The sequence below is a fragment of the Rubrobacter taiwanensis genome (assembly GCF_004337705.1).
Classification (GTDB): Bacteria; Actinomycetota; Rubrobacteria; order Rubrobacterales; family Rubrobacteraceae; genus Rubrobacter_C; species Rubrobacter_C taiwanensis.
The window spans coordinates 21,810-43,301 of the sequence record NZ_SKBU01000002.1; the positions used below are offsets into that span (position 1 = coordinate 21,810).

Sequence of the window (21,492 nt, forward strand, 5' to 3'; positions counted from 1 at the left end):
CTAGTAAGCTCTCACGACGTTGTACAGGGTGTCGCGCTCGAACGGGTCGCGCCCGGCCTCCCGGATCATGTCCGCGAACCGCTCCTTGGTCATCGCCCCCTGCACGTGCCTGCCCCCGGCGGCGTCTATGATCTCCTCGTCGACCACGATGGTGCCGTCCAGATCGTCCGCGCCGTAGGAGAGCGCGACCTGGGCCACCTCAACCGTCTCCGTGACCCAGTACGCCTTGATGTGCGGGATGTTATCCAGCATCAGGCGGCTGATGGCGATGTGCTTGAGGTCGTTCGCCCCGGTGGAGATCGGGATGTGCTTCAGGCGCGTGTTCTCCGGATGGAAGGCCAGCGGGATGAAGGTCATGAACCCGCCGGTGCGGTCCTGCACCTCGCGCAGCCGCAGCATGTGGTCCACCTTGTCCTCGGGCGTCTCGATGTGGCCGTAGAGCATGGTGGCGTTGGTCTTCATCCCGAGGTTGTGGGCGGTCTCGTGAATCTCCAACCACCGCTCCCCGGTGCACTTGGTGCGGCAGATCTTGCGCCGCGTCTCCCAGTTGAAGATCTCGGCCCCGCCGCCCGGCAGGCTTCCGAGACCGGCCTCGCGCATCCGCTCCAGCACCCACTCCACGCTCTCGCCGGTAAGGTGCGTGAAGTGGTCTATCTCCACGCCCGTCCAGGCCTTGATGTGGATGTGCGGATACGCCTCATGCACGGCCCGGATGAAGTTCAGATACTCCTCGAAGCCCCAGTCCGGGTGAATGCCCCCGACGATGTGAAACTCGGTCACGCCGGTCAGGTCGACCCCTTCCAGCTCGCGTACCACCCTCTGCGCCGGGATCTCGTAGCCGCGCTCATCCCCTTTCGAGACCCGGAAGGCGCAAAAGCGGCACTTGTAGACGCAGATGTTCGTGGGGTAGAGACGGTAGTTGTGGATGAAGTACGCCCGGTTGCCGTTTATGCGCTCCCGCACCAAGTTGGCGAGCTGCCCTATACGGGTAACCTCGTTCGACTCGAACAGCCTTATCCCGTCCTCAAAAGAGAGGCGCTCTCCGGCGATCACCTTCTCCCGGATCTCCGCGAGATCCCCTCCCACGCGAGTGTCAAGCATCTCTTCCAACCACCTTACTAGCGATAGCCTCCAGAATCCTGCGCTCCGGCGTGTCCGGCAGCTCCGTCAGCCCGCTTATCGCGCTCTCCACCTCATCCCGCGCCCGGCTCTCCGTTCGCTCTATGGCGCTCGTCGCCCGTACGGCGGCTATGGCCGCCGCAAGGTCCTCGGGCGCGGGATCCGGGTCCAGCAGCACCCGGCGGATAGCCTCTCCGTCTCCCTCCTGCAACGCGAAGATTATGGGGAGGGTGACGGTTCCCTCGGCGAGGTCGGACCCCACGTCCTTGCCCATCCGGCCCGGCTTGCCGACCAGATCTATGACGTCGTCGGTCATCTGGAACGCCACGCCGAGACTCTGCCCGTAGGTGGCTAAAGAGTCCACCTGCCGCAGCGAGAGACCGCCGAGCGTGCCGCCGGCCACGCAGGCGGCCCGGAAGAGCCCGGCGGTCTTCATCCGGATGTGCTCCATGTAGGCGTCCACATCCAGCAACTCGCCCGAAGCCCGAAACTGCTTGAGCTCCCCGGAGGCCAGCTCCGCCGCAGCCTCCGCCATGACCCGCACCAGCCGCGGATCCCCGACCGCCGCCAGCTCCCCGAAGGCCTCGGCGAAGAGGAAGTCGCCCACGGCAACCGCCGTCTCCCGACCGTAGCCGGCCACGGTGGTGGGCCGCCCCCGGCGGCTGGCCGCCCGGTCTACGATGTCGTCGTGGATGAGGGTGGCGGTGTGCAGTACCTCCACCGCCGCCGCAGCCCTCACCAGAACGGACTCCTCGGGCACCCCCATCCGCGCACTGAGCACCACGAGCAGCGGCCTCAGGCGCTTGCCCCCGGCGCTCAACGCCTCGAAGACCGGCTCCCGGAGCCGGTCCGGCGCACGCCGGGAGACCTCCAGCAACCGGGCCTCGACACCGCCTATCGTCTCGGCCGTGCCGTTGGAGAGCGCCGGATGCAGGCTAAGCACGTTTCGTAGCATGGTGGAGCGTGATGATGCCGCCGGCAAGCCTCTCCCATCTAACGCTTTGTAGTCCATTGCGCCTCATTATCGCAGCTAGCCCTTCAGGAGACACGAACTCTTTCACCGACTCCGGCAGATACGAGTAGGCCCGCGCATCTCCGGAGATCACGGCCCCCAGCCGGGGCACTATCTTATCGAACCAGATTCCGTAGAACCGGGCAAACAACGGGTCCTCGGGCTCGGCGATCTCGAGACACACCACCCGCCCCCCATTCCGCACCACCCGCGCCATCTCGGCGAAGAGCGCTTCCAGATCGGGAATGTTGCGCGCGCCGTAGGCGATGGTGGCGGCGTCGAAGCCGCCGGAAGGAACGCCCTCCAGACGGGTCGCATCACCCAGCCGGTACTCGATCTGCCCCACAGGACGCTCCCTCGCCGCCGCCAGCATGTTCTCCGAGAAGTCCACCCCGAGCACATACCCCCCGGGACCGACCCGCCGGGCGAGCTCGCGCGTCAGGCTGCCGGTGCCGCAGGCCAGATCTATCACCCGGCCCCCGGGGCCCAGCCAGGTCAGATCCACGGCCCTCCGGTTCCAGAGCCGGTACAGCCCCGCGGTCATGACGGCGTTCAGAAGCTCGTAGCGCCCCGAGATGCGGTCGAACATCTCCCGGACCATCCGCGCCCGCTCCCGCCCGCCGGGCAGCCCGCTATCTCCTCTCACGGCGCTTATGCCCCCACCTCTCCGTGACGTCGTGCTCGATACCCATTGCATCCAGCACCTTCCCGACCACGAAGTCCACGAGATCTTCCACGCTCTGCGGGTGGTTGTAGAAACCCGGAGCAGCCGAGATCACGATCCCACCGGCCTCCGTCACCGTCAGCATGTTCTCAAGATGGATGCGACTGTAGGGCATCTCGCGCTCAAGGAGCACCAGCCGCCGGCGCTCCTTGAGCGCCACGTCGGCCACCCGGTGCAGCAGGTTGGTGCCCGCCCCGGTGGCTATCCTGGCCAGCGTGGAGACGCTCGCCGGAGCTATCACGGTGGCGTCCGGCACACTCGTCCCGCTGGCCGGCGGCGCAAACAGGTCGTCGGGAGCGTACCGCCGCGCCCCGTAGCGTTCGGCGAGCCCCTTCGAGCTCATCCCCCCGAGCTCGTAGGCGAGCACCTTCTCGCCCATCTCCGAGGCACAAATCTCTACCTCTACTTCAAGTTGCGTGAGCGCCTCCACAAGCCGCACGGTGTACGGAGCACCACTGGCCCCCGTGATACCGACGAAAGCCGTCCGCACCGTCACGAGCCCACCACCCGGTCGAGCAGAACGGCGGCCAGAAAGACGACGCTCACGACCGCGTTGACGTTGAAGAAAGCGGCATTCAACCGCTCCGGGTCGTCCTCCCGCACGATCAGGTGCTCGTAGACGAGCAAAGCCCCAATGGCCGCAAGCCCGAGGAAGTAGACCATACCCAGCCCCGCCGCAAACCCGAAGGCGGCGAAGAGGAGGACCGCAAGCCCGTGCCACACCCGCGCCACACCCAGCGCAGGCCGGCCGCCGAACCTCGCCGGCAAAGAGTGAACCTTGTGCTTAACGTCAAACTCCCGGTCCAGGAGGGCGTAGATCACATCGAACCCGGAGATCCAGAGCGCGGTCCCGGCCCAGATCAGCGCCGGGGTCCAGGATATCTCGCCCGTGACCGCGACCCAGGCCGCTCCGGGAGCCAGCCCGTTGACGATGCCCAAGGCTAGATGGCAGAGCCACGTGAAACGTTTGGTATAGGGATAGAGAACGAACCCCAGCACGACGAGGGGCCAGAGGACCCGGGTGATCGGTTCGAGCGCGAGGGTGGCGACGACCAGCAGTCCGATGGAGGCACCGGTGAAGATCCAGGCCTCCCGCGGGCTCACGAGTCCCCGGGGGATGGCGCGGTCTCTGGTGCGGGGGTTTGCGGCATCCAGCTTCGCGTCTATGATGCGGTTCAGGGTCATGCCGGCGGTGCGGGCGCCGAACATTGCGACCGTGATCCAGAAGAAGTTCCACCAGGTAAACGGCACGGGGGCGGCCAGCATGCCGGCGTAGGCGAACGGCAGGGCGAAGACGGTGTGCTCCCACCGGATCATCTCCAGCAGGACGCGTATCTTGTTCGGCTTCGCCGCGGAGTGCATCAAGTCACCCCGCGCTCAGTCGAGCGGGATGCCATACCTCTCCCACTTCTGGTCCACGAGGGCTTTTATCTCCTCGCTCATAACTATCTTGTCCGGCCATTCGCGTTCGAAGCCCTCTTCGGGCCACTTGCGGGTGGCGTCCACGATCATCTTTGAGCCGTAGGAGAAGGCGCGGCTGGAGTGGTCGAGCACGTCTATCGGGCCGGGCAGCATGCGGATGTCCCGCTCGGGGTCTATGTTGTTCAGGGTCGCCCACCAGGCCTCTTTCACGTCCTCAACGTTGACGTCGGCATCGAGCACCACGATCATCTTCGCCAGCGACATAAGCCCCTGTCCGAGCATCCCGGCCCCCACCTTGAAGGCGTGGCCGGGGTACTGCTTGTCTATGGAGACGAAGACCAGGTTGTGGAAGATGCCCTCCGGCGGCATATGGTAGTTGACTATCTCGGGCATGACGAGCCTGCTCAGCGGCACGAAGATGCGCTCTGTGGCGTAACCCATCCAGGCGTCCTCCATCGGCGGGCGACCGACGATGGTGGAGGGGTAGAGGGCGTCCTGCCGCATGGTAACCGCCGTGACGTGCATCGCCGGGTAGTGGTCGGCGAGCGAGTAGAAGCCGGTGTGATCGCCGAACGGCCCCTCCAGCCGCAGCGGCTCCTCCGGGTCGGCGTAGCCCTCTATGACTATCTCGGACTCCGCCGGAACCTCCAGATCGTGCGTCAGGCACTTAACGAGCCTGACCGGCTTTCTGCGGATGAAGCCGGAGAACATGAACTCTGAGATACCGGGCGGCAGCGGGGCCGAGGCCGAGTAGATGGTGGCCGGATCGCCGCCGAGCGTGACCGCCACCGGGAGCTTCACGCCCATTCTTTTGGCCTTCTCGAAGTGCGCCGCGCCGGTCTTGTGCCGCTGCCAGTGCAGGCCCACCGTCCTGCGGTCGAAGCGCTGGACGCGGTACATCCCGGCGTTGCGCTCGCCGGTCTCTGGGTCGCGGGTGTGGACCATCGTGAGCGTGATGAACGGCCCGCCGTCCTGCGGCCAGCAGGTCTGCACCGGGAGCCGTTCCAGGTCCACCTCATCGTCTTGGTAGACGATCTGCTGGCAGGGCGCTCTCTTGGTGGTGCGCGGCGGGAACTTAGAGACCTCGCGCAACCTGGGCAGCAGACCGAGCTTGGCCATGAAGCCCTCGCCCGGTCCTTTGGTGAGCTCCAGCAGCTCCTCGATGCGGCGGCCGATCTCGTTCAGGTCCTCCACCCCGAGCGCCCAGGACATCCGCCGCCTGGAGCCGAAGATGTTGATGAGCAGCGGCAGGTCACCGTTCTGGACGTTGTGGAAGAGGAGCGCCGGACCCTCGCGTTTCATCACGCGGTCGGCGATCTCCGTGATCTCGAACTTCGCGCTCACCGGCTCGTGCACGTCCACGAGCTCGCCCTTCTTGCGGAGGAATTCCACGAACTCCTGCAGGTTTTCGGTTATCACGGGTGGCTCAACTCCCTCACGGCTCTCAGAATCCGCTCTTCGGAATGCTCTGCCCCCTCTTCCGTAAGTATCTCCAGCAGGGCCGCCAGATGTGGCACCCACACCTCGATGGAGACGCGGCGTCCGGCCGAGATCTCTCCCGCTCCGTCCTGGATCATGCGGGCGGCCGCCGCCACGAGCGCGGGCTCGTTCAGGCCGGCAACGATCTCCACCGCCCCCGCGTAGGCGTTGTCCCCGAGCAGTATGTCGTCGTCGGAGGCCGGTCCGCTCGCGTAGTGCGCGTCGAACCCCTGCTGCAGGTAGTCTAGCGCCTCGGCCACCACCCGCACGCGGGCGTCCTCCGCGAAGGGGGCGGCCCGCAGGAAGAGTTCGCCGAGCGGGAGATCGGGTGTGCGGCTCACCGCCGGCTTCAATCCGCTCCCGCCTTCCCGAACCACTCCCGGGCCGCCTCGACGGTGCGGTCCACATCCTCCTCCGTGTGCGCGCTGGAGAGGAATCCGGCCTCGTACGGGCTGGGTGCGAGATACACGCCACTCTTTAGCATGTGCCAGAAGAAGCTCGTGAAGCGATCCGCATCCGAGGCGGTGGCCGTAGCGAAGTCCACCACCGGCCCCTCATTGAAGAAGAGCCCCAGCATCGAGCCCACGCGGTTGATGGTCACGGGGATGCCGCTCCCCTCCGCAGCCTCCCGCATCCCGCGCTCCCACCGCGCGCCCAGAGCCTCCAGGCGCTCGTAGAAACCCGGAGCGGCGGTCTCGCGCAGCGTGGCGAGCCCGGCGGTCATGGCGAGCGGGTTGCCGGAGAGCGTTCCCGCCTGGTAGACGGGACCGTCCGGAGCGATGTACTCCAGGATCTCGCGCTTGCCGCCGAAGGCCCCCACCGGCAGGCCGCCGCCGATCACCTTCCCCAGCGTGGTCAGGTCCGGCGCGACCCCGTAGCGCTCCTGAGCACCACCGCGGGCCACCCGGAAGCCGGTCATGACTTCGTCGAAGATCAAGACCGCCCCGTACTCGCGCGTGACCTCGCGCAAAGCCTCCAGGTATCCGGCGCGCGGCGGCACGCAGCCCATGTTCCCGGCCACGGGCTCTACTATAACGGCCGCAATCTCCTCCCCCTCGCGCTCGAAGAGGGTCCGCACGATGTCCGGGTCGTTGTACGGCAGCACGATTGTGTCCCGGGCGGCGCCCCGCGTCACGCCGGGGCTGTCCGGCAGCCCGAGCGTTGCAACCCCGGAGCCCGCGGCGACCAGCAACGAGTCCCCGTGCCCGTGGTAGCACCCCTCGAACTTGACCAGCTTCTCCCGGCCGGTGTATCCGCGCGCAACCCGGATGGCGCTCATCGTGGCCTCGGTGCCGGAGTTGACCATCCGCACCAGCTCCACGGAGGGCACGGCCTCGCACACCAGCTCGGCCAGCTCTATCTCCAGCTCCGTCGGAGCCCCGAAGGTGGTCCCGTTGCGGGCGGCCTCCTCCAGCGCCCCGACCACCCTCGGATGGGCGTGGCCGAGGATTAGGGGCCCGTAGCTCATCACGTAGTCTACGTAGGAGTTGCCCTCCACGTCGAAGATGCGGGAACCCTCGCCGCGGCGCACGAAGATCGGGTCCCCGCCGACCGACCGGAAGGCCCGCACCGGGCTGTTCACCCCGCCCGGGATGCTGCGCCGGGCTCGCTCCATAAGCCGCTCGGATAGCCGGGATACGGTTCTGGGATCTCTCTGACTCACGCTTCTCCCGTAAGCTCGGTTGCAAGGCTGCCCTGCAGACTCGGCCGTTACCATACTAAACGGTACGGCCTCACGAATCGGTGATACAGCTTACCGGATCTCTACTCCGCCAGCCACTCCGCTACCTGCGGCGCGAAGTAGCTGATGATGATATCTGCCCCGGCGCGTCTGATGCTCGTGAGCGCCTCCAGAACCACGCTCCGCTCGTCCAGCCAGCCCTGACGGGCGGCGGCCTTGATCATGGCGTATTCCCCGCTCACGTTGTAAGCGGCGAGCGGCAGGTCGGTCTCCTGCCGGACCCTGTGTATGATGTCCAGATACGGCAGCGCGGGCTTGACCATCACAATGTCCGCATTCTCCTCGATGTCCAGCCGCACCTCGCGCAGGGCCTCGCGGGCGTTGGCCGGGTCCATCTGGTAGCTGCGCCGGTCTCCGAACCGCGGGGCGCTCTCGGCCGCCTCCCGGAACGGGCCGTAGAAGGCCGAAGCGTACTTGGCGGAGTAGGCCATGATCGGGGTGTTCTCGAAGCCCTCACGGTCCAGCTCGCTCCTTATGGCCGCGATCCGACCGTCCATCATGTCCGAAGGAGCCACGATATCCGCTCCGGCTTCGGCGTGAGAAGCGGCGGTGCGGGCCAGGAGCTCCAGCGTCACGTCGTTCATCACCTCTCCGGTCTCGCCCTCCACAACCCCGCAGTGGCCGTGGCTCGTGTACTCGCAGAGGCACACGTCCGTGATGACGATGAGCTCCGGCACGGCGTCCTTGATGGCCCGGACCGCGAGCTGGACTATGCCCTCCGGATCGTAGGCCCCGCTGGCCGTCTCGTCTTTGTGGTCCGGGATGCCGAAGAGCAGCACCGCCGGCACGCCGAGCGCCCGCACCCGCTTGGCCTCGCCCACGGCGTTGTTGATGGAGAGCTGATAGACGCCGGGCATGGAGTCCACGGGTCTGCGAACGTCCTCCCCGGCGGCGACGAAGATCGGGTACACGAAGCCTTCAGGGGAGAGTCCGGTCTCGCGCACCAGCGCCCGCAGACCGGGCGTGCGCCGGGTGCGCCGGAGCCGCTGCTGGGGAAATGCCAACTGAATCACCTCTCAGGAATCTCGAAGTCTCGCCGTATTGTACCGCCGAATGCCGGCGGACCGGATGACAACCCGTCCGGTCCGAAGGCCGCAGCGGCCTTCGGAATCAGATCGTCCGGGCCGCCGTCAGCAGCTCCCGGACCGCATCCACCAGCCCCGGGATGGTGTACTCTCCGGCCTCGGCGTCCACCCTCATACCGTGTCTGCGGGCGGTTCCGGCGGTTACGGGCCCGATACACGCGACGCGGGTGTTCTCAAGCAGCCGGCCCGCGCTGCCGCCCACAGCGCGCACGAAGTTCTCCACGGTGGAGCTCGCGGTGAACGTCACGCAGTCCACCGCGCCCTTCTCCAGCAGCTCCACGAGCCGCTCCGAGCCTCCGGCGGCGGGGACGGCCTCGTAGGCCGGCGGGACGACGACCTCGGCCCCGGCCTCCCGCAGTCGCTCCGGGAGCACCTCGCGCGCCACCTTCGCCCGCGGGATGAGGACCCGCCGGCCGGAGAGCGAGGAGCCGCCGACCTCCTCCAGCAGCGCTTCGGCCCGGTACTCCTCCGGCACCACATCCACCCGCAGGCCGCGCTCCTCTATGCGCCGGGAGGTAGCGGGACCGATGGCGGCGATCTTCGCTTCTTTGGGGATCGACCGCAAGTCGAGGCCGTGATGATTCAAGCGCTCGCAGAATGCGTCCACGCCGTTGACGCTGGTGAAGATCAGCCAGTCGAAGCTCTCCAGCTCCCGGATCGCCTCATCCAGCGGCCCGAAGTCCCGCGGGGGCCGGATCTCGATCGTGGGGAACTCGATCACCTCCGCACCCAGGGCGCTCAGCCGCCGCGAGAGCTCCCCCGCCTGCGCGCGGGCACGCGTGACCACGATGCGCCGTCCGAAGAGGGGCCGCTCCTCGAACCAGTTCAGCTCCTCGCGCAGGGAGACCACCTCGCCCACCACGGTGATAGCGGGCGGTTTGAGCTCCGCCTCCCGCGCGCGCTCCGCGATGTCCTCCAGCGTCCCGGTCACCGTGCGCTGGTCCGGGCGGGTGCCCCACCGGATGCAGGCGACCGGCGTGTCCGGGCTGCGGCCGCCGGTGATGAGCGCCTCTGAGATCTCCCGCAGCCGCCCGACGCCCATGAAGAGCACCAGGGTGTCCGCTCCCCGGGCCAGGCGGTCCCAGTCCACGTCGGAGTGCTCTTTGGTGGGGTCTTCGTGGCCGGTGACGAACGCCACGCTCGCCGCCAGCCGGCGGTGCGTGACCGGGATGCCCGCGTAGGCCGGAACGGCATACCCGCTGGAGACCCCGGGCACGATCTCGAACGGGAGTCCTGCCGCCCTGAGCGCCAGCGCCTCCTCTCCTCCGCGGCCGAAGATGAAGGGATCGCCGCCCTTCAGCCGCACCACCTCCCGGCCCGCGCGCCCCAGCTCCACCAGCAGGGCGTTGATCTCCTCCTGGGACATGGAGGGATTGCCGGGGCGCTTTCCGACATAGATCTTCTCTGCATCCGGCCGGGCGTGCTGCAGCAGGCTCTCCGGAGCCAGCCGGTCGTAGACGATGGCGTCGGCCTTTCTGATGCACTCCAGACCCCGGAGCGTGAAGAGCCCGGGGTCCCCCGGACCGGAACCGACAAGGTAGATCACCGCCTCACCCCCCGGATCTCCTCCAGGATCTCCCCGGCCCCCCGCTCCAGCAGCTCCTGCGCGAGCCGCACCCCCGTCTCCTCCGGCCGCTCCCCGCGCAGCTCTCCCCGGTAGAGCGCGCCGCCGTCCGGAGAGGCGGCCACCCCCTGCAGCACGACCCCGGCGCCCTCCGTCCGCGCCAGCACGCCCACGGGCACCCGGCAGCCGCCCTCCAGTGCCCGCAGGAAGGCCCGTTCGGCCCTCGCCGCCCGCTCCGATGGTTCGTGGTTCAGTGCCTCCCGCAACGGCTCCCGCAGCGGCGAGTCCCATCGGACGGCCACGCCCAGAGACCCCTGTCCCGCCGCGGGGAGCACGATCCCAAACGGGATGGGCCGGTACCGGACCCTCAACCCAAGACGCTCCAGACCGGCACGGGCCAGGATCAGGGCGTCGGCATACCCCTCGCGTACCTTGCGGACGCGGGTGTCCACGTTCCCCCGGATCTCCACCGTCCGGAGGTCGGGGCGGTAGTGGAGGAGCTGCGCCCGCCGCCGCAGGCTGGAGGTGGCGATCACGGCCCCTTCCGGCAGTCCGTCCAGCCCCCGGCCGTCCGGTGAGACGAGCACGTCCGAGGGGTCGCCGCGCTCGGTGACCGCGACTATCTCGATTCCTTCCGGCAGCCCGGTCGGCACGTCCTTAAGGGAATGCACCGCCAAGTCTATCCCACCGGCCAGCAGAGCTTCGTCCAGCTGCCGGGTGAAGACGTCGCGCCGGTCTATGACCGCGAGCGGCGTCTCGGGCAACCGCTCGTCGGTGGTGCGTATGGTGCTGATCTCTACCGGAATCCCGGCCCTCCGCAGCCGCTCCGCCACGGACTCCGCCTGAACCAGCGCCAGCCGGGAGCCCCGGGTTCCCAGGAGGACCGCGGGCTTCATCGCCGCCCGCGGCGGGCGAGGGTGATGTCCACCCCCTCGATGCCCTCCAATCCGAACAGCCGCCGTCTCACCCGCTCATCCTCCAGCGGGCTCTGCGCCGCAGCCTTCAAATCGGCTATGGGACCGTGCAGCAGCTTGTTCACCAGGGAGCGGCTGAGCTGCTCCACGACCCTGCGCTCCTCCTCGCTGAGGTCCAACCGCTTCAGAAAGCGCGAGAGCTCGTGCTGCCGGACGCGTTCGGCTTCGCTCCGGCTCTCCCTGATCACCGGCACCACGTGCCGGGTGGAGAGCCAGCTGGTGTACTCGAGCACCGCAGGCCCGATGATCTTCTCCGCCGCTCCTACCGCCGCCTCGCGCTCGGCGGAGTTGTGCTCCGCCACGTCCCTCAGGTCGTCTATGTCGTAGAGGTAGGCCCTCGGCAGGTTCTGCACCGCGGGCTCTATGTCCCGCGGCACGGCGATGTCCACGAAAAACAGTGGTTCCTCACGGCGCTCCAGCGCTCTTGCCACCATGTCGGCCCTTACCACCCACTCTCCCGAGCCGGTGGAGCTTACCACCACGTCGGCCTCTCTTATATGATCCTCCAGTCCCTCGAGCCCGACAGATCGCCCCCCGAGCCTCTCGGCCAGCTCGCGCGCTCTGGCGGGCGTGCGGTTGGCTATCCTCACCTCACCCACGCCCCCGGAGCGGAGGTTGCGGATCACGAGCTCGCTCATCTCCCCCGCCCCCACAACCAGCGCCCGGCGGCCCTCCAGCGAACCGAAGACCTCCGCAGCCAGCCTGACCGCCACATAGGGCACCGAAACCGCGCCGTCCCCTATTCCGGTCTCGGACCGAATCCGCTTGCCGATCCTCATGGCGGAGTGAAAGAGCCTGTTCAGGACCGCACCCGCGGCCTCCTCCTCGGTCGCCGCCCGGTACGCCTCTCGCACCTGCTCCAGAATCTGCGACTCCCCCACCACCATCGAGTCCAGGGAACCCGCAACCCGGAAGAGGTGCCGCACGGCGTCGGCGTCGGTCATCCAGTAGAGGCTCTTATCTAGCGCCTCGAACTCCACGCCCCGCTCGGAGGAGACCTCCCGCACTATCCTCTCCCGGACCCTCTCGTCCTCGACGACGGCGTAGAGCTCGGTGCGGTTGCAGGTGGAGAGCAGGACCGCCTCCTCGACCAGCCCACTCTCCCTGAGCCTTCGGATGAACTGCCGGCCGAGACAGGGAGGAAAGGAGATCCTCTCCCTGAGCTCCACCGGCGCCGAGCGATGACTCACTCCTGCAACTGCGACAAGCACCTGTCTACCACTCCTTCCAGCTCAGACTCGGCTCTGCGCCCGCTCTTCCTGGCCTCGGAGAGCTCCCCGACCAGCCCGGTCCACTCCGGCCCGAACCTCTCCTCCAGCTCCCGCCGTACCCGACGGGCCAGCGCGGGCGAAGCTCCCCCGGTGGAGATAGCCACCTGCAGCGCTCCCCGCCGCAGAACCGAGGGAACGGCGAAGTCTCCCTCGCCGGGAGCATCGGCCACGTTGGCCGGAATCCTCCGATCCCGTGCCTCCTCCGCGACGGCCGCGTTCACCGCGCGCTTGTTCGTGGCGGCGAACACGAGGGACGCCCCATCCAGATCCCCCCGCCGGTACGGCCGCTCCACCACCTCGTGCGCCAGCCCCGCCAGCTCCGGCAGGACCTCCGGCGCGACCACAACCACCCGCGCCCCGGACTCCGCAAGCCGCCGCGCCTTGCGGAGCGCCACCTTCCCGCCGCCCACCACCACACAGCGCCGGCCTTCGAGATCCATGAACAACGGATAGAGGGGTGCGGCCATAACCCTTCTCTCAAGACCTCCCGGTAACAGCACTGAGTCTAACATAACGGACCGTGAAGCATAACCGGAACTATTACTGATGACGTCCCAAGTGTCTCATCTTCGTCCGCGCCGTGCCGTGTCCGCCTTTACAACGGCTCCTTGGTCTTCTCGACGAGCCGGACGCCGCCTATGGCCATCCCCCGGTCGACGGCCTTACACATGTCGTAGATGGTGAGAGCCGCCGCGCTCACGGCGGCCAGAGCTTCCATCTCTACTCCGGTGCGGTCCCGGGCTCTGGCGGTGGCCCTGATCCCGACCCGGTCCTCCCCGAGCTCGAAGTCCACATCCACCGAGGTCAGGTTCACACCGTGACAGAGCGGGACGAGCTCGGGTGTGCGCTTGGCGGCCATCACCCCGGCTATGCGAGCGGTGTTGAGGGCGTCTCCCTTCGGCAGTGCCCGCTCCCGCAGCAGCCGGACGGTCTCCGGGGAGAGGGTTACGTACCCTTCGGCGGTCGCGGTACGCCGCACCACGCTCTTCTCCCCCACGTCCACCATCCGGGCCGCGCCTTCGGAGTCCAGATGCGAGAAGTCTTTCATGGCAGCACCTCCAGTCGGGATCTCACCAGAAGGTGGTCGCTCCGGCCGCGCTCCACGCCGCACCCCAGCGCGCGGAAACGGCCCCGGAAGAGTATGTGGTCTATCCTTCGCCCGCCGTGCGTGGGACCGGGGTCTCCGGCGGACACCAGCCCGGTCGCACGCAGGAAGTCCGAGAAGAAGAGGTCTTCCGGGACGGCGTTGAAGTCTCCGGCCAGGATGGCATCCTCCAGATCCAGCGCCCCCTCCAGCGGAGTATAGCACCGGCGGCGCAGCCCGGGTTCGTACGGCAGATGCGTGTTCGCTACCTGCATCGCGCGCCCTCGCCAGGCCACGCACGCCACCTGAACGGCGCGCGGCTCCAGAGCGTCCGTCCAGCCGCGTGTCCCGGCCCGCCGCAGATTCATCCCCCGCCGCAGACACCAGGGCTCCGGCAACAGACCCCCGCGGGAGTTCAGGTGCACCACCCGGCGCTCCAGAAAGCGGGCTCCCTCCGGTATCACGAGCACCAGGAACTGAACCCCATGCTTCACCGGGGTCAGGAAGACCCGGCGTCCGAGAGAACTGCACATTCCCAGCGCCCGGGCGGGACTCACCTCCTGGAGGCAGAGCAGGGCCTCCGGCTCCCGCATCAGGCACTTCAGAAGAGGGTCCCGGCCCGCGCGTTCCCGGTAGGTATTGTAGGTCACGGCGGTCAGCTCCATGGCGGGGAGGTTACACCGCGGCGGGAATCGGCGCCAGAGGACTATGCTAAACTGGAACGGTCGTGATTCGAAGCGTCGGAAGAGGAGACTCCGCAACTTGAGCAGCGGTTCGGTGAAGTTTCTGCTCGGTCTCGCCATCGGGGCCACGACGGGCTTTACCGCAGGGTACTTCACGGCCACCCCGACCGCCCGCACCGCCGGCAGCGCCGCGCTCGGCGGCCTCGGCACCTCCCTCCGCCTGGCGGGCCGCGCCGCGCACCGGGCGTCGGGCGAGCTGGGGACGGCGCTGGAGGCCGTCTACACGCGCGTCCGGGGGCGCGAGAAGTACCTGGAGCACCAGATCGAGGAGCTCAGAGAGCAGATCACGCGCCTGGAGCAGAAGGTAGAGTAGCTCCTACGGCTCCACTATCCTCCGCAGCCAGCCGAACAGGCCGCCCTCGCCCCGCTGCCGGGTCGCACGCTTGTAGTCCTCCAGATCGTCCGGATGCACGGGAGCCCCCGCCTCGCTCAGCATGGCGCGGGCGTCCTGGATCCGGCTCTCGGGCACGCTCCGGTCGAAGATGGCCTCCACTAGATAGTCGTCGTTCCAGCGGATGCGGTAGATCCTGAGCCCCGCCAGCTCCCGCTGCGTGAACCTGCGGTCGAGCTCGCTCGCCGCGTATCTGGCCTCCCCCTCGGTGGCGAACTCGTAGCCCAGTACCGCTCCTCTGCGGTCGCTCATCACGCCTCCTCCATACGCAGCATCCAGAGCGCCGGGTCGTGTATCTCGCGCAGGGTGGGCAGATTCGCGGGCCGCTCCCAGACCCGGTTTACGCCCTCCATCCCCTGCCGCCGGGCAACGGCCTCCACGAACTCTTCGCCCAGCCGGTACTGCTCCAGCTTAAGATCCAGGCCGGTGAGCCGGAAGATCGCGCTCTCCAGCGGCGGCCGGCGCATCCGGCTCAGGCGTATCTTGCGCTGGATCTCACCGTAGCGCGGCACCAGCGCACTCCCCACGCCGTGCATCACGTAGTCGGAGTAGCCCTCCACGAGAGCCATCGCGGCCTGCAACCTCTCGAAGCTCTCCCGCTGGCCGCGGCTCATCACCAGCTCCAGCGCCCGTCCCCCCCTGCGGCCGTTCTCCACCAGGCGCCTCAGAAACTCCCGCGCCCCCACCCGCTCCGCGAGCGGCGCAAGGAGCTCCTGCAGCATCTCCCCCAGATGTTCCCGCAGCCACGGATGCGCCTCGAACTGGAAGGCGTGCGTCATCTCGTGCAGCACGATCCAGAGCCGCAGAGCGTCCAGCGGAACCCCCAGCCGCCGCGCCGTGGCCCGGATGTTACCGTCCAGAAAGAGAATGTCGCCCGGGCCCTCGCGGGGCACTACGAGCGGTCCCGCATCGTACTGCCCGAGCACCCGCGATGAGAGAAACCCCAGCAGCACGCCCACTTGAGCCGTGATCGTCATGGACCCCGCCGCCCGGGTAAGGCCGCCGGACTCCCGCTCCGCCCGGCGCAGTACCGGCTCCAGCACGCGGGCGAAGACGTGCAGGTTCAGGTCTATCCACTCCGCCCGGCCGACGACGCGGACGCTGCGCCGCTCTTCCGGCAGCCGCATCCCGGTAAACTCGGCGACGGGCCCGGCGGCCCGGTCGACCGCACGGCGGTAATCGAAGCGGGGAACCACCGGCGCGGGCTCCGTGCGGGATGCCAGCGTTACAGCGATCGTCCGGGCCGCGCTCCAGATGATGATCATGGCAGATACCTCACTTCAGGCTCTAAGTATATACGTCCCGGCCCGCTTTCTTGTAACCGTACCCCGCACAGAGTATATTTAGTCCATGTTCGGCATCGGTCCTACGGAGCTGGTTATCATCGGGCTTCTCTTCCTGTTGATCTTCGGCCCCCAGAAACTCCCGGAGATCGCCCGGGATATAGGCAAGTTCGTCAACGAAGCCCGCAGGTCCGTGGACGAGTTCAAGCAGGAGCTTAACGTGCTCGACGAGGAAGAGCAGGAGAAGAAGCGCCCCCGCCGCACCCGCACCCGTAACTGAGGGCGCGCCCTTTTTCCCGATCCTACCCCCTCCGGGTCTAAAGTTTTCCATCGTTTTGGGCGATAATATAAGGGCAGCCGCACACGAAAAAGATTGTCTGGAGGGAGGGGAATGCATTCCGAAGAATCCCCTGTCAGGCCTTTGAGCCGCAAAGACTTCCTGAAGCTGGGGGCCGCCGGCGTAGCCGGAGCCATACTGTTCGCCGGCGCGGGCCGGGCGCTGGCCCGGCCGCGAGGGTCCTCGCTCATGGAGGAGTTCCGGGCGGCCGCCCGGCAGTACAACGTGCCCGTGGAGCTGCTTATGGCGATGGGCTGGGTCAACACCCGCTGGGAGATGCCGCCGCCGCACGTCTCGGAGTACGAGCCCGGCAACCTGCACGGCACGGGCATCTACGGCATCATGGCGCTGGTACAGAATCCGTCCGCCGACACGCTGGGGGAAGCCTCGCGGCTTACCGGCATCCCGGAAGAGACGCTCAAGCGCGACCGGGCGGCGAACATCATGGGCGGGGCGGCGCTTCTGGCCCGGGCGCGGGCCGCAAAACACACCCCGGAGCCCACGCCGCAGGCCCGGGCGCTCTCGGCGGTCGAGGGCGGTCCGGCCTACGACGCGATCGCCGGGGTCGGGGGCGGCGAGCTCTACCGGCAGCAGGTGGCGGACGCGCTCAGGAGCGGGGTGTCGGCCACGACCCTTGCGGGTGAGAGGCTCACCCTGCCGTCGCAGGCGGGTGTTCTCTGATGCCCCGGCCGGACTACCAGCAGGCGCGGTGGTATGGGGCCCACTCGGGCAACTACTCAACGGCCAACCGCCCCTCCTCAAACCCCATAAACAGGATCGTGCTCCACATAACCGAAGGGTCGTGGTCCTCGGCCATAAACTGGTTCAACGACTCAAGGGCCCAGGTCTCGGCCCACTATGTTGTGCGCTCTTCCGACGGGTTTATCGGCCAGTGCGTGGAGGAGAAGGACATAGCCTGGCACGCCGGCAACTGGCCGGTGAACCAGACCTCAATCGGCATAGAGCACGAGGGGTTCGGCAACGACCCCAAGTGGATGACCAGCGCCTTATACGACTCTTCGGCTCGGCTTTCGGCGTATCTGTGCCGCAAGTACAACGTTCCCATAAGGCATGCCCAGAGCGCTTCTGAGCAGGGGTTTCTGCTGCACCGGCAGGTGACCTCGACGGCCTGTCCCGGGCGCTACTTCGACATCGCCCACTACCTGAACCGCGTGCGCAGCTACACTCAGCACCGGCAGGTGGTGGACAACGCCAACTCCAACCGCTTCAGGGCCTCCGGCGCGTGGGGTACGAGCTCCTACAGCTCGCAGCGCTACGGCAGCGACTACCGCTTCGCCAACCCGTCCAGCAACAACGACCCGGCGATGTTCAAGATCCGGATCCCCCGCCGGGGCCGGTACAGGATCTTCGCCTGGTGGCCGGCCCTCCCCGGTTACAACCCCAGAACCCCGATAGCGATCCAGACCGCCTCCGGCTGGCAGAGGGTCTTCGTGAACCAGCGCCAGAACGGAGGCCGCTGGAACCTGCTCGGGACCTTCGAGATGGCGGCCGGGGACGGGTGGTGGATCAGGATCCAGCGCAGCAGTCCGCAGCCGAACGGGGGATACGTCATAGCCGACGCGGTAAGGGTCGTAGAGGTCGTCTAGCCCCTCATTCGCCGGCGTCCGGGGCTACGTAGAGGTCCCGTCCCAGCGGGTTGTCGTGGTGGCTCCAGCCGCCGGGCCTCACGTTTCTGGTGCTCTCCAGATACATGGCGGCGCGCGCGTCCATGTTGTCTATAAAGTGCACCAGGATGGCCTCCAGCGTCCTGGGCCGCTTGGGAGAGCCGTACTCCACCTCTCCCTGATGCGAGAGCATGATGTGCGAGATGTGGTCCGCCAGCTCCTCCGGGAAATCCGGGATGCGCTCGATATAAGAGCGGACGATCCTCTCCCCCAGCACCACGTGGCCCAGCAGCCGCCCCTCGGTCGTGTATCCGAAGCCGCCGTGCCAGGAGAGCTCCCGAACCTTGCCCACGTCGTGGAAGATGGCGCCGAAGATCAGGAGGTCCCGGTCCACGGGGTAGACCTCCACCAGCGCCTTCGCCACCCGCAGGCAGCTCACCGCGTGCTCCAGCAGACCGCCGATGCAGGCGTGGTGCAGCGCCTTGGCCGCCGGGGCGCTGCAGAAGTCCTCCCAGAACCCCTCGTCTGAGACCATCGCCTCGAAGAGGCGCCGCAGGGGCCCCTTCTCCAGCTCCCTGCCGGCCAACTCGACCTCGGCGCGCAGAGCCTGACGGTCCTGTGAGGTGACCGGCAGGTAGTCCCCCGCGTCTAGTTCGCCGGGCGGCAGGACCTTCATCTTCTCGATCTTGACCTGCAGCATTCCCCGGTACTCGTGGGTGTGTCCCTCGATGTAGACGTACTCCGGCCGCGCCAGCCCCCCGGCGAGCTCCGGGGGCAGATTCCACATCCGGGAGTCCACAGATCCGGTGCGGTCCACCAGCTTCAGGGAGAGGTACGGCGCGCCGCGGCTGTCGCGGCGCGCCGCGCAGTCCACAGCGAGGAAGGTGCTCCGCAGGTTCATCCCCGGCCGCAGATCCCTGACCCAGACCTTCTCCGCGGACGGCCCCGGTTGTCTGAAGGACTCCGGAATCAGACTCTCTTTCTAGCCCTTCACCGCTCCGGCGGTCAGACCGGAGACTATGCGGCGCTGGAAGAAGAGCACCAGGATCACCAGCGGGATCGTGACCACGACCGCCGCCGCCGCCTGGGCTCCGTAGTTCACCGTGTAGACGGTGGCGAAGTTCGGGATGGCGACCGTGACCGGCATGGTCCGCTCGGTGAACGAGAAGGTGTTGGCGAAGAGGAACTCGTTCCACGCGAAGATGAAGGTCAGGATCGCCGTGGTGAAGACCCCCGGCGCGGCCAGCGGCACGATCACCTTCCTGAACGCCTGGATGGTGGTGGCGCCGTCCACCTTGGCCGCCTCTTCCAGATCCTTAGGCAGCTCCTTGAAGAACGCCACCAAAAGCCAGATCGTCAGCGGCAGCGAGAAGACCGTGTTCGGGATAATCATGGCCCAGTAGGTATCGTTCAGGTTCACCGCGCTCCACATCAAAAACAGCGGCGCTATGATCGCCACCGGCGGGAAGAACGCGATGGCCAGGATCAGGGTCAGGAAGAGGCTGCTGAACCGGAACCTGAGCCGGGCTATGGCGTACGCCGCGATCGAGCCCAGAAAGAGGCAGATCACGGTCGTCGTGCCCGCGATCACCGTGCTGTTCAGCAGCGCCCGCTGGAAGGTCGCATCGGCGAAGATGGTCGCGTACGAATCGGTGGTGAACGTCTGCGGCAGGATGGTCGGTGGCGAGGCGTAGAGCTCGGCCCGCGTCACGATGCTCATCTTGAAGACCCACAAGAGCGGGAACATCGCCACCAGCACGAAGACCGCGATGAACAGATAGAAGAGGATGCTCCCCCAAATGTTTCTGGATGTGCCGTCTTTCATCCTCCTAACCCTCCGTCGAAGTCTTCATGCCGAGCACCTTGATGAAGAAGATGGCTATGGCGAACGCGCTGAAGAAGACGAACACCGCCGCCGCGTTGCCGATCGGGAAGTTCAGCTGGCTCACCCGCACGGCCTTGTAGACGTAGGTGGAGAGGGATTCCAGCTGCCGGTCGCTCATGACCCAGAAGAGGTCGTAGACCCGGTAGGCGTCGAGCGTCCTGAACAAGAGCGCCACCAGTATGGCCGGCTTCAGAAGCGGCAGCGTGATGAGCAGGAAGCGCTGGACGGCGTTGGCTCCGTCCACCCGGGCAGCCTCGTACACGTCACCGGGTATTACCTGCAGCCCCGCCAGAAGCAGCAGCGCCATGAACGGCGTCGTCTTCCACACATCGACCAGGATCGCCGCGATGAGCGTCAGCGTCTGGTCCGTCAGGATGGGCTGGCTGATGATCCCTAAAGTATTTGCAACGTAGTTCACTATGCCGACCTGGTCCTGGAACATCAGCCGCCACATGGCCGCCGAGATCACGGTCGGGAAGGCCCACGGAACCAGGATCGCAGCCCGCACCAGCCCCCGGCCCCTGAAGGCCCGGTTGATGGCCAGCGCTATCGCCAGCCCGATGAAGAACTCCAGCGACACGCTCACCACGGTGAAGATGACCGTGTTGTAGAAGCCTTCCCGGAAGGAGGGATCGGCCACCATGCTTACGTAGTTCTGGACCCCCACGAACTCGCCCGGCTGGTTGGGCAGAACCCGCTGGAAGCTCAGGTAGACGGAGTACGCTATCGGGTAGAAAGCGACCAGCACGATGACCAGCAGCGCCGGAACGACGAGATAGTACGCAGCCCGGCGCTCCGGGTTGCCGAACTCCTCCTTTATTATCCCGCGGAGCCCCTCCCGCCGGCTCTTCTTCGGTAGCTCTCGCCGCGGGCCTTCAGGCTGAGATTGCCGCCCCCGCGCCTGCGCCTGAGTCATCTCCCTTCACCAGCCTCTCTACATCGCTCCGGACTCCGCCCTATCCCCCGCCCTGCTCTATGATGCGCTCCAGCTCGCTCTGGCTGGTCTGCGCCGCCTCCTCGGGCGACTTGGCCCCCCTGAGAGAGGCGTTGAACTCAGCGGCCAGAACCAGCGACATGTCCGAGTAGTAGGGCGAGACCGGCCGCGAACGCACGTTCTGAATCGCCTCCCGCCCCAGAGCTATCACCGGCACGTTGTCCAGAATCTCCTGATCGTCGTACAGCTCGGTCCTGGTGGGCAGGAACGAGCCCTCGAGCGCCCGGAACTTCTGCTGCTCGGGAGCCGTCGCGAACTGGATGAACTCCCAGGCGGCGTCCGGGTTCGGGGAGGCGGCGTTGATGAACATGTTCCAGCCGCCGAGACAGGAGAAGCTCTCCTGCCCCTCGGCGGTCGGGAGCGGCGCTATGCCGATCTGATCCTGAGTAACGTTGAAGTCCCCGCCCTCGGCAGCGAGTGCGTAAACGTAGGGCCAGTTGCGCATGAAGACCGCATCCCCGTTCAGAAACGCCGTGTGAGCGTCCATCTCCTGGTAGGTGCTCACCGCCTCAGGCGAAACACCCTCCTCCACCATGCTCCGCTCGGTAGTAAGCCCCGCTATGGCTTCCTGGCTGCCTATTGTGACCACGCTCGGGTCTTCGGGGTCCAGCGCATCTCCGCCGTGGGTCCAGATGTACTCAAGCCCGTTTACAACCCCGCCCTCGTACTCAGCTCCCTGGAAGACAAACCCAAAGCGGGTGCCGCTCTGCTCGGCGACCTGCCGGGCTACCTCCTGTAGCTCGTCCCAGGTTGTGGGCG

General features: G+C 67.2%; 25 protein-coding genes. 4 read left to right on the forward strand and 21 right to left on the reverse strand.

What is annotated here, in order from left to right; all coding sequences use genetic code 11:
• The 15 genes from mqnE to E0L93_RS00970 form a co-directional block, all read right to left on the reverse strand.
• The gene (gene mqnE / locus E0L93_RS00900; protein WP_132687307.1) at positions 1-1,101 is read right to left on the reverse strand and encodes an aminofutalosine synthase MqnE; all 1,101 of its coding nucleotides are present in this window, start codon (positions 1,099-1,101) and stop codon (positions 1-3) included.
• Positions 1,094-2,062, reverse strand: a complete 969-nt coding sequence (locus tag E0L93_RS00905; RefSeq protein WP_165874071.1) for a polyprenyl synthetase family protein — start codon at positions 2,060-2,062, stop codon at positions 1,094-1,096. Before E0L93_RS00905 ends, mqnE begins: the two co-directional genes overlap by 8 nt.
• The gene (locus E0L93_RS00910; RefSeq protein ID WP_165874072.1) at positions 2,055-2,777 is read right to left on the reverse strand and encodes a class I SAM-dependent methyltransferase; all 723 of its coding nucleotides are present in this window, start codon (positions 2,775-2,777) and stop codon (positions 2,055-2,057) included. Before E0L93_RS00910 ends, E0L93_RS00905 begins: the two co-directional genes overlap by 8 nt.
• Positions 2,764-3,351 (reverse strand): UbiX family flavin prenyltransferase, encoded by a 588-nt coding sequence (locus E0L93_RS00915; RefSeq protein ID WP_207890252.1) that lies wholly within the window; start codon positions 3,349-3,351, stop codon positions 2,764-2,766. Before E0L93_RS00915 ends, E0L93_RS00910 begins: the two co-directional genes overlap by 14 nt.
• The gene (locus E0L93_RS00920; protein WP_132687312.1) at positions 3,348-4,217 is read right to left on the reverse strand and encodes a 4-hydroxybenzoate octaprenyltransferase; all 870 of its coding nucleotides are present in this window, start codon (positions 4,215-4,217) and stop codon (positions 3,348-3,350) included. Before E0L93_RS00920 ends, E0L93_RS00915 begins: the two co-directional genes overlap by 4 nt.
• A 15-nt stretch (positions 4,218-4,232) precedes the next feature.
• Positions 4,233-5,696: a menaquinone biosynthesis decarboxylase gene (locus E0L93_RS00925; RefSeq protein ID WP_132687313.1), complete on the reverse strand. Its 1,464-nt coding sequence runs from the start codon at positions 5,694-5,696 to the stop codon at positions 4,233-4,235.
• Positions 5,693-6,109 (reverse strand): hypothetical protein, encoded by a 417-nt coding sequence (locus E0L93_RS00930; protein ID WP_132687315.1) that lies wholly within the window; start codon positions 6,107-6,109, stop codon positions 5,693-5,695. Before E0L93_RS00930 ends, E0L93_RS00925 begins: the two co-directional genes overlap by 4 nt.
• The gene (gene hemL, locus E0L93_RS00935) at positions 6,106-7,419 is read right to left on the reverse strand and encodes a glutamate-1-semialdehyde 2,1-aminomutase (protein ID WP_243638050.1); all 1,314 of its coding nucleotides are present in this window, start codon (positions 7,417-7,419) and stop codon (positions 6,106-6,108) included. The genes E0L93_RS00930 and hemL overlap by 4 nt, the downstream gene beginning before the upstream one ends.
• 101 nt (positions 7,420-7,520) lie before the next feature.
• Positions 7,521-8,501 carry a porphobilinogen synthase gene (gene hemB / locus E0L93_RS00940; RefSeq protein ID WP_132687316.1) on the reverse strand — a complete coding sequence of 327 codons (981 nt, stop codon included), beginning with the start codon at positions 8,499-8,501 and terminating at the stop codon, positions 7,521-7,523.
• A 106-nt stretch (positions 8,502-8,607) separates the two neighbouring features.
• Positions 8,608-10,128: a uroporphyrinogen-III C-methyltransferase gene (gene cobA, locus E0L93_RS00945; protein WP_165874074.1), complete on the reverse strand. Its 1,521-nt coding sequence runs from the start codon at positions 10,126-10,128 to the stop codon at positions 8,608-8,610.
• The gene (gene hemC, locus E0L93_RS00950; RefSeq protein WP_132687319.1) at positions 10,125-11,042 is read right to left on the reverse strand and encodes a hydroxymethylbilane synthase; all 918 of its coding nucleotides are present in this window, start codon (positions 11,040-11,042) and stop codon (positions 10,125-10,127) included. The genes cobA and hemC overlap by 4 nt, the downstream gene beginning before the upstream one ends.
• On the reverse strand, positions 11,039-12,310 hold the full coding sequence (gene hemA / locus E0L93_RS00955; protein ID WP_165874075.1) for a glutamyl-tRNA reductase: 1,272 nt from the start codon (positions 12,308-12,310) through the stop codon (positions 11,039-11,041). Before hemA ends, hemC begins: the two co-directional genes overlap by 4 nt.
• Positions 12,307-12,858: a precorrin-2 dehydrogenase/sirohydrochlorin ferrochelatase family protein gene (locus E0L93_RS00960; protein ID WP_165874076.1), complete on the reverse strand. Its 552-nt coding sequence runs from the start codon at positions 12,856-12,858 to the stop codon at positions 12,307-12,309. The genes hemA and E0L93_RS00960 overlap by 4 nt, the downstream gene beginning before the upstream one ends.
• Before the next feature lie 128 nt (positions 12,859-12,986).
• On the reverse strand, positions 12,987-13,439 hold the full coding sequence (moaC, locus tag E0L93_RS00965) for a cyclic pyranopterin monophosphate synthase MoaC (protein WP_132687324.1): 453 nt from the start codon (positions 13,437-13,439) through the stop codon (positions 12,987-12,989).
• Positions 13,436-14,140, reverse strand: coding sequence for an endonuclease/exonuclease/phosphatase family protein (locus tag E0L93_RS00970; protein WP_165874077.1), 705 nt, complete (start codon positions 14,138-14,140; stop codon positions 13,436-13,438). The genes moaC and E0L93_RS00970 overlap by 4 nt, the downstream gene beginning before the upstream one ends.
• 97 nt (positions 14,141-14,237) lie before the next feature.
• On the opposite strand from E0L93_RS00970, the gene E0L93_RS00975 reads away from it, so the two are divergent.
• Complete coding sequence (locus tag E0L93_RS00975; protein WP_132687327.1) at positions 14,238-14,531, forward strand: hypothetical protein; 294 nt, start codon at positions 14,238-14,240, stop codon at positions 14,529-14,531.
• 3 nt (positions 14,532-14,534) lie between these two features.
• Here E0L93_RS00975 and E0L93_RS00980 read toward each other — a convergent pair whose 3' ends face one another.
• Positions 14,535-14,861: a hypothetical protein gene (locus E0L93_RS00980; protein ID WP_132687328.1), complete on the reverse strand. Its 327-nt coding sequence runs from the start codon at positions 14,859-14,861 to the stop codon at positions 14,535-14,537.
• The gene (locus tag E0L93_RS00985; RefSeq protein WP_132687330.1) at positions 14,861-15,874 is read right to left on the reverse strand and encodes a zinc-dependent metalloprotease; all 1,014 of its coding nucleotides are present in this window, start codon (positions 15,872-15,874) and stop codon (positions 14,861-14,863) included. Before E0L93_RS00985 ends, E0L93_RS00980 begins: the two co-directional genes overlap by 1 nt.
• 85 nt (positions 15,875-15,959) lie before the next feature.
• Here E0L93_RS00985 and E0L93_RS00990 point away from each other — a divergent pair, with 85 nt between their 5' ends.
• From E0L93_RS00990 to E0L93_RS01000, 3 genes are all read left to right on the forward strand, one after another.
• On the forward strand, positions 15,960-16,172 hold the full coding sequence (locus tag E0L93_RS00990; protein ID WP_132687332.1) for a Sec-independent protein translocase subunit TatA/TatB: 213 nt from the start codon (positions 15,960-15,962) through the stop codon (positions 16,170-16,172).
• Between the two features lie 141 nt (positions 16,173-16,313).
• A complete protein-coding gene (locus E0L93_RS00995) occupies positions 16,314-16,910 on the forward strand; it encodes a hypothetical protein (protein WP_132687333.1) in 597 nt (198 codons plus the stop codon).
• Positions 16,910-17,836 (forward strand): golvesin C-terminal-like domain-containing protein, encoded by a 927-nt coding sequence (locus E0L93_RS01000; RefSeq protein ID WP_132687335.1) that lies wholly within the window; start codon positions 16,910-16,912, stop codon positions 17,834-17,836. The genes E0L93_RS00995 and E0L93_RS01000 overlap by 1 nt, the downstream gene beginning before the upstream one ends.
• Before the next feature lie 4 nt (positions 17,837-17,840).
• On the opposite strand, the gene E0L93_RS01005 is transcribed toward E0L93_RS01000, so the two are convergent.
• The 4 genes from E0L93_RS01005 to E0L93_RS01020 form a co-directional block, all read right to left on the reverse strand.
• Positions 17,841-18,755 (reverse strand): 3'-5' exoribonuclease YhaM family protein, encoded by a 915-nt coding sequence (locus tag E0L93_RS01005; RefSeq protein WP_132687336.1) that lies wholly within the window; start codon positions 18,753-18,755, stop codon positions 17,841-17,843.
• 81 nt (positions 18,756-18,836) lie between these two features.
• Positions 18,837-19,679 carry a carbohydrate ABC transporter permease gene (locus E0L93_RS01010; RefSeq protein WP_132687338.1) on the reverse strand — a complete coding sequence of 281 codons (843 nt, stop codon included), beginning with the start codon at positions 19,677-19,679 and terminating at the stop codon, positions 18,837-18,839.
• 4 nt (positions 19,680-19,683) lie between these two features.
• The gene (locus E0L93_RS01015; RefSeq protein WP_132687340.1) at positions 19,684-20,655 is read right to left on the reverse strand and encodes a carbohydrate ABC transporter permease; all 972 of its coding nucleotides are present in this window, start codon (positions 20,653-20,655) and stop codon (positions 19,684-19,686) included.
• Between the two features lie 40 nt (positions 20,656-20,695).
• Positions 20,696-21,492: extracellular solute-binding protein (locus E0L93_RS01020; protein WP_132687342.1), on the reverse strand; the 797-nt coding region annotated here is incomplete at its 5' end.

Bases quoted from the DNA above. Each gene is read 5' to 3' on its own strand.
- E0L93_RS01005 (WP_132687336.1), bottom strand. From the start codon at position 18,755: ATGAACCTGCGGAGCACCTTCCTCGCTGTGGACTGCGCGGCGCGCCGC.
- hemC (WP_132687319.1), bottom strand. From the start codon at position 11,042: ATGAAGCCCGCGGTCCTCCTGGGAACCCGGGGCTCCCGGCTGGCGCTG.
- moaC (WP_132687324.1), bottom strand. From the start codon at position 13,439: ATGAAAGACTTCTCGCATCTGGACTCCGAAGGCGCGGCCCGGATGGTG.
- E0L93_RS00960 (WP_165874076.1), bottom strand. From the start codon at position 12,858: ATGGCCGCACCCCTCTATCCGTTGTTCATGGATCTCGAAGGCCGGCGC.
- E0L93_RS00985 (WP_132687330.1), bottom strand. From the start codon at position 15,874: ATGATCATCATCTGGAGCGCGGCCCGGACGATCGCTGTAACGCTGGCA.
- E0L93_RS00980 (WP_132687328.1), bottom strand. From the start codon at position 14,861: ATGAGCGACCGCAGAGGAGCGGTACTGGGCTACGAGTTCGCCACCGAG.
- E0L93_RS01010 (WP_132687338.1), bottom strand. From the start codon at position 19,679: ATGAAAGACGGCACATCCAGAAACATTTGGGGGAGCATCCTCTTCTAT.
- E0L93_RS00990 (WP_132687332.1), top strand. From the start codon at position 15,960: ATGTTCGGCATCGGTCCTACGGAGCTGGTTATCATCGGGCTTCTCTTC.
- mqnE (WP_132687307.1), bottom strand. From the start codon at position 1,101: ATGCTTGACACTCGCGTGGGAGGGGATCTCGCGGAGATCCGGGAGAAG.
- E0L93_RS00920 (WP_132687312.1), bottom strand. From the start codon at position 4,217: ATGCACTCCGCGGCGAAGCCGAACAAGATACGCGTCCTGCTGGAGATG.
- E0L93_RS01015 (WP_132687340.1), bottom strand. From the start codon at position 20,655: ATGACTCAGGCGCAGGCGCGGGGGCGGCAATCTCAGCCTGAAGGCCCG.
- E0L93_RS01000 (WP_132687335.1), top strand. From the start codon at position 16,910: ATGCCCCGGCCGGACTACCAGCAGGCGCGGTGGTATGGGGCCCACTCG.
- E0L93_RS00970 (WP_165874077.1), bottom strand. From the start codon at position 14,140: ATGGAGCTGACCGCCGTGACCTACAATACCTACCGGGAACGCGCGGGC.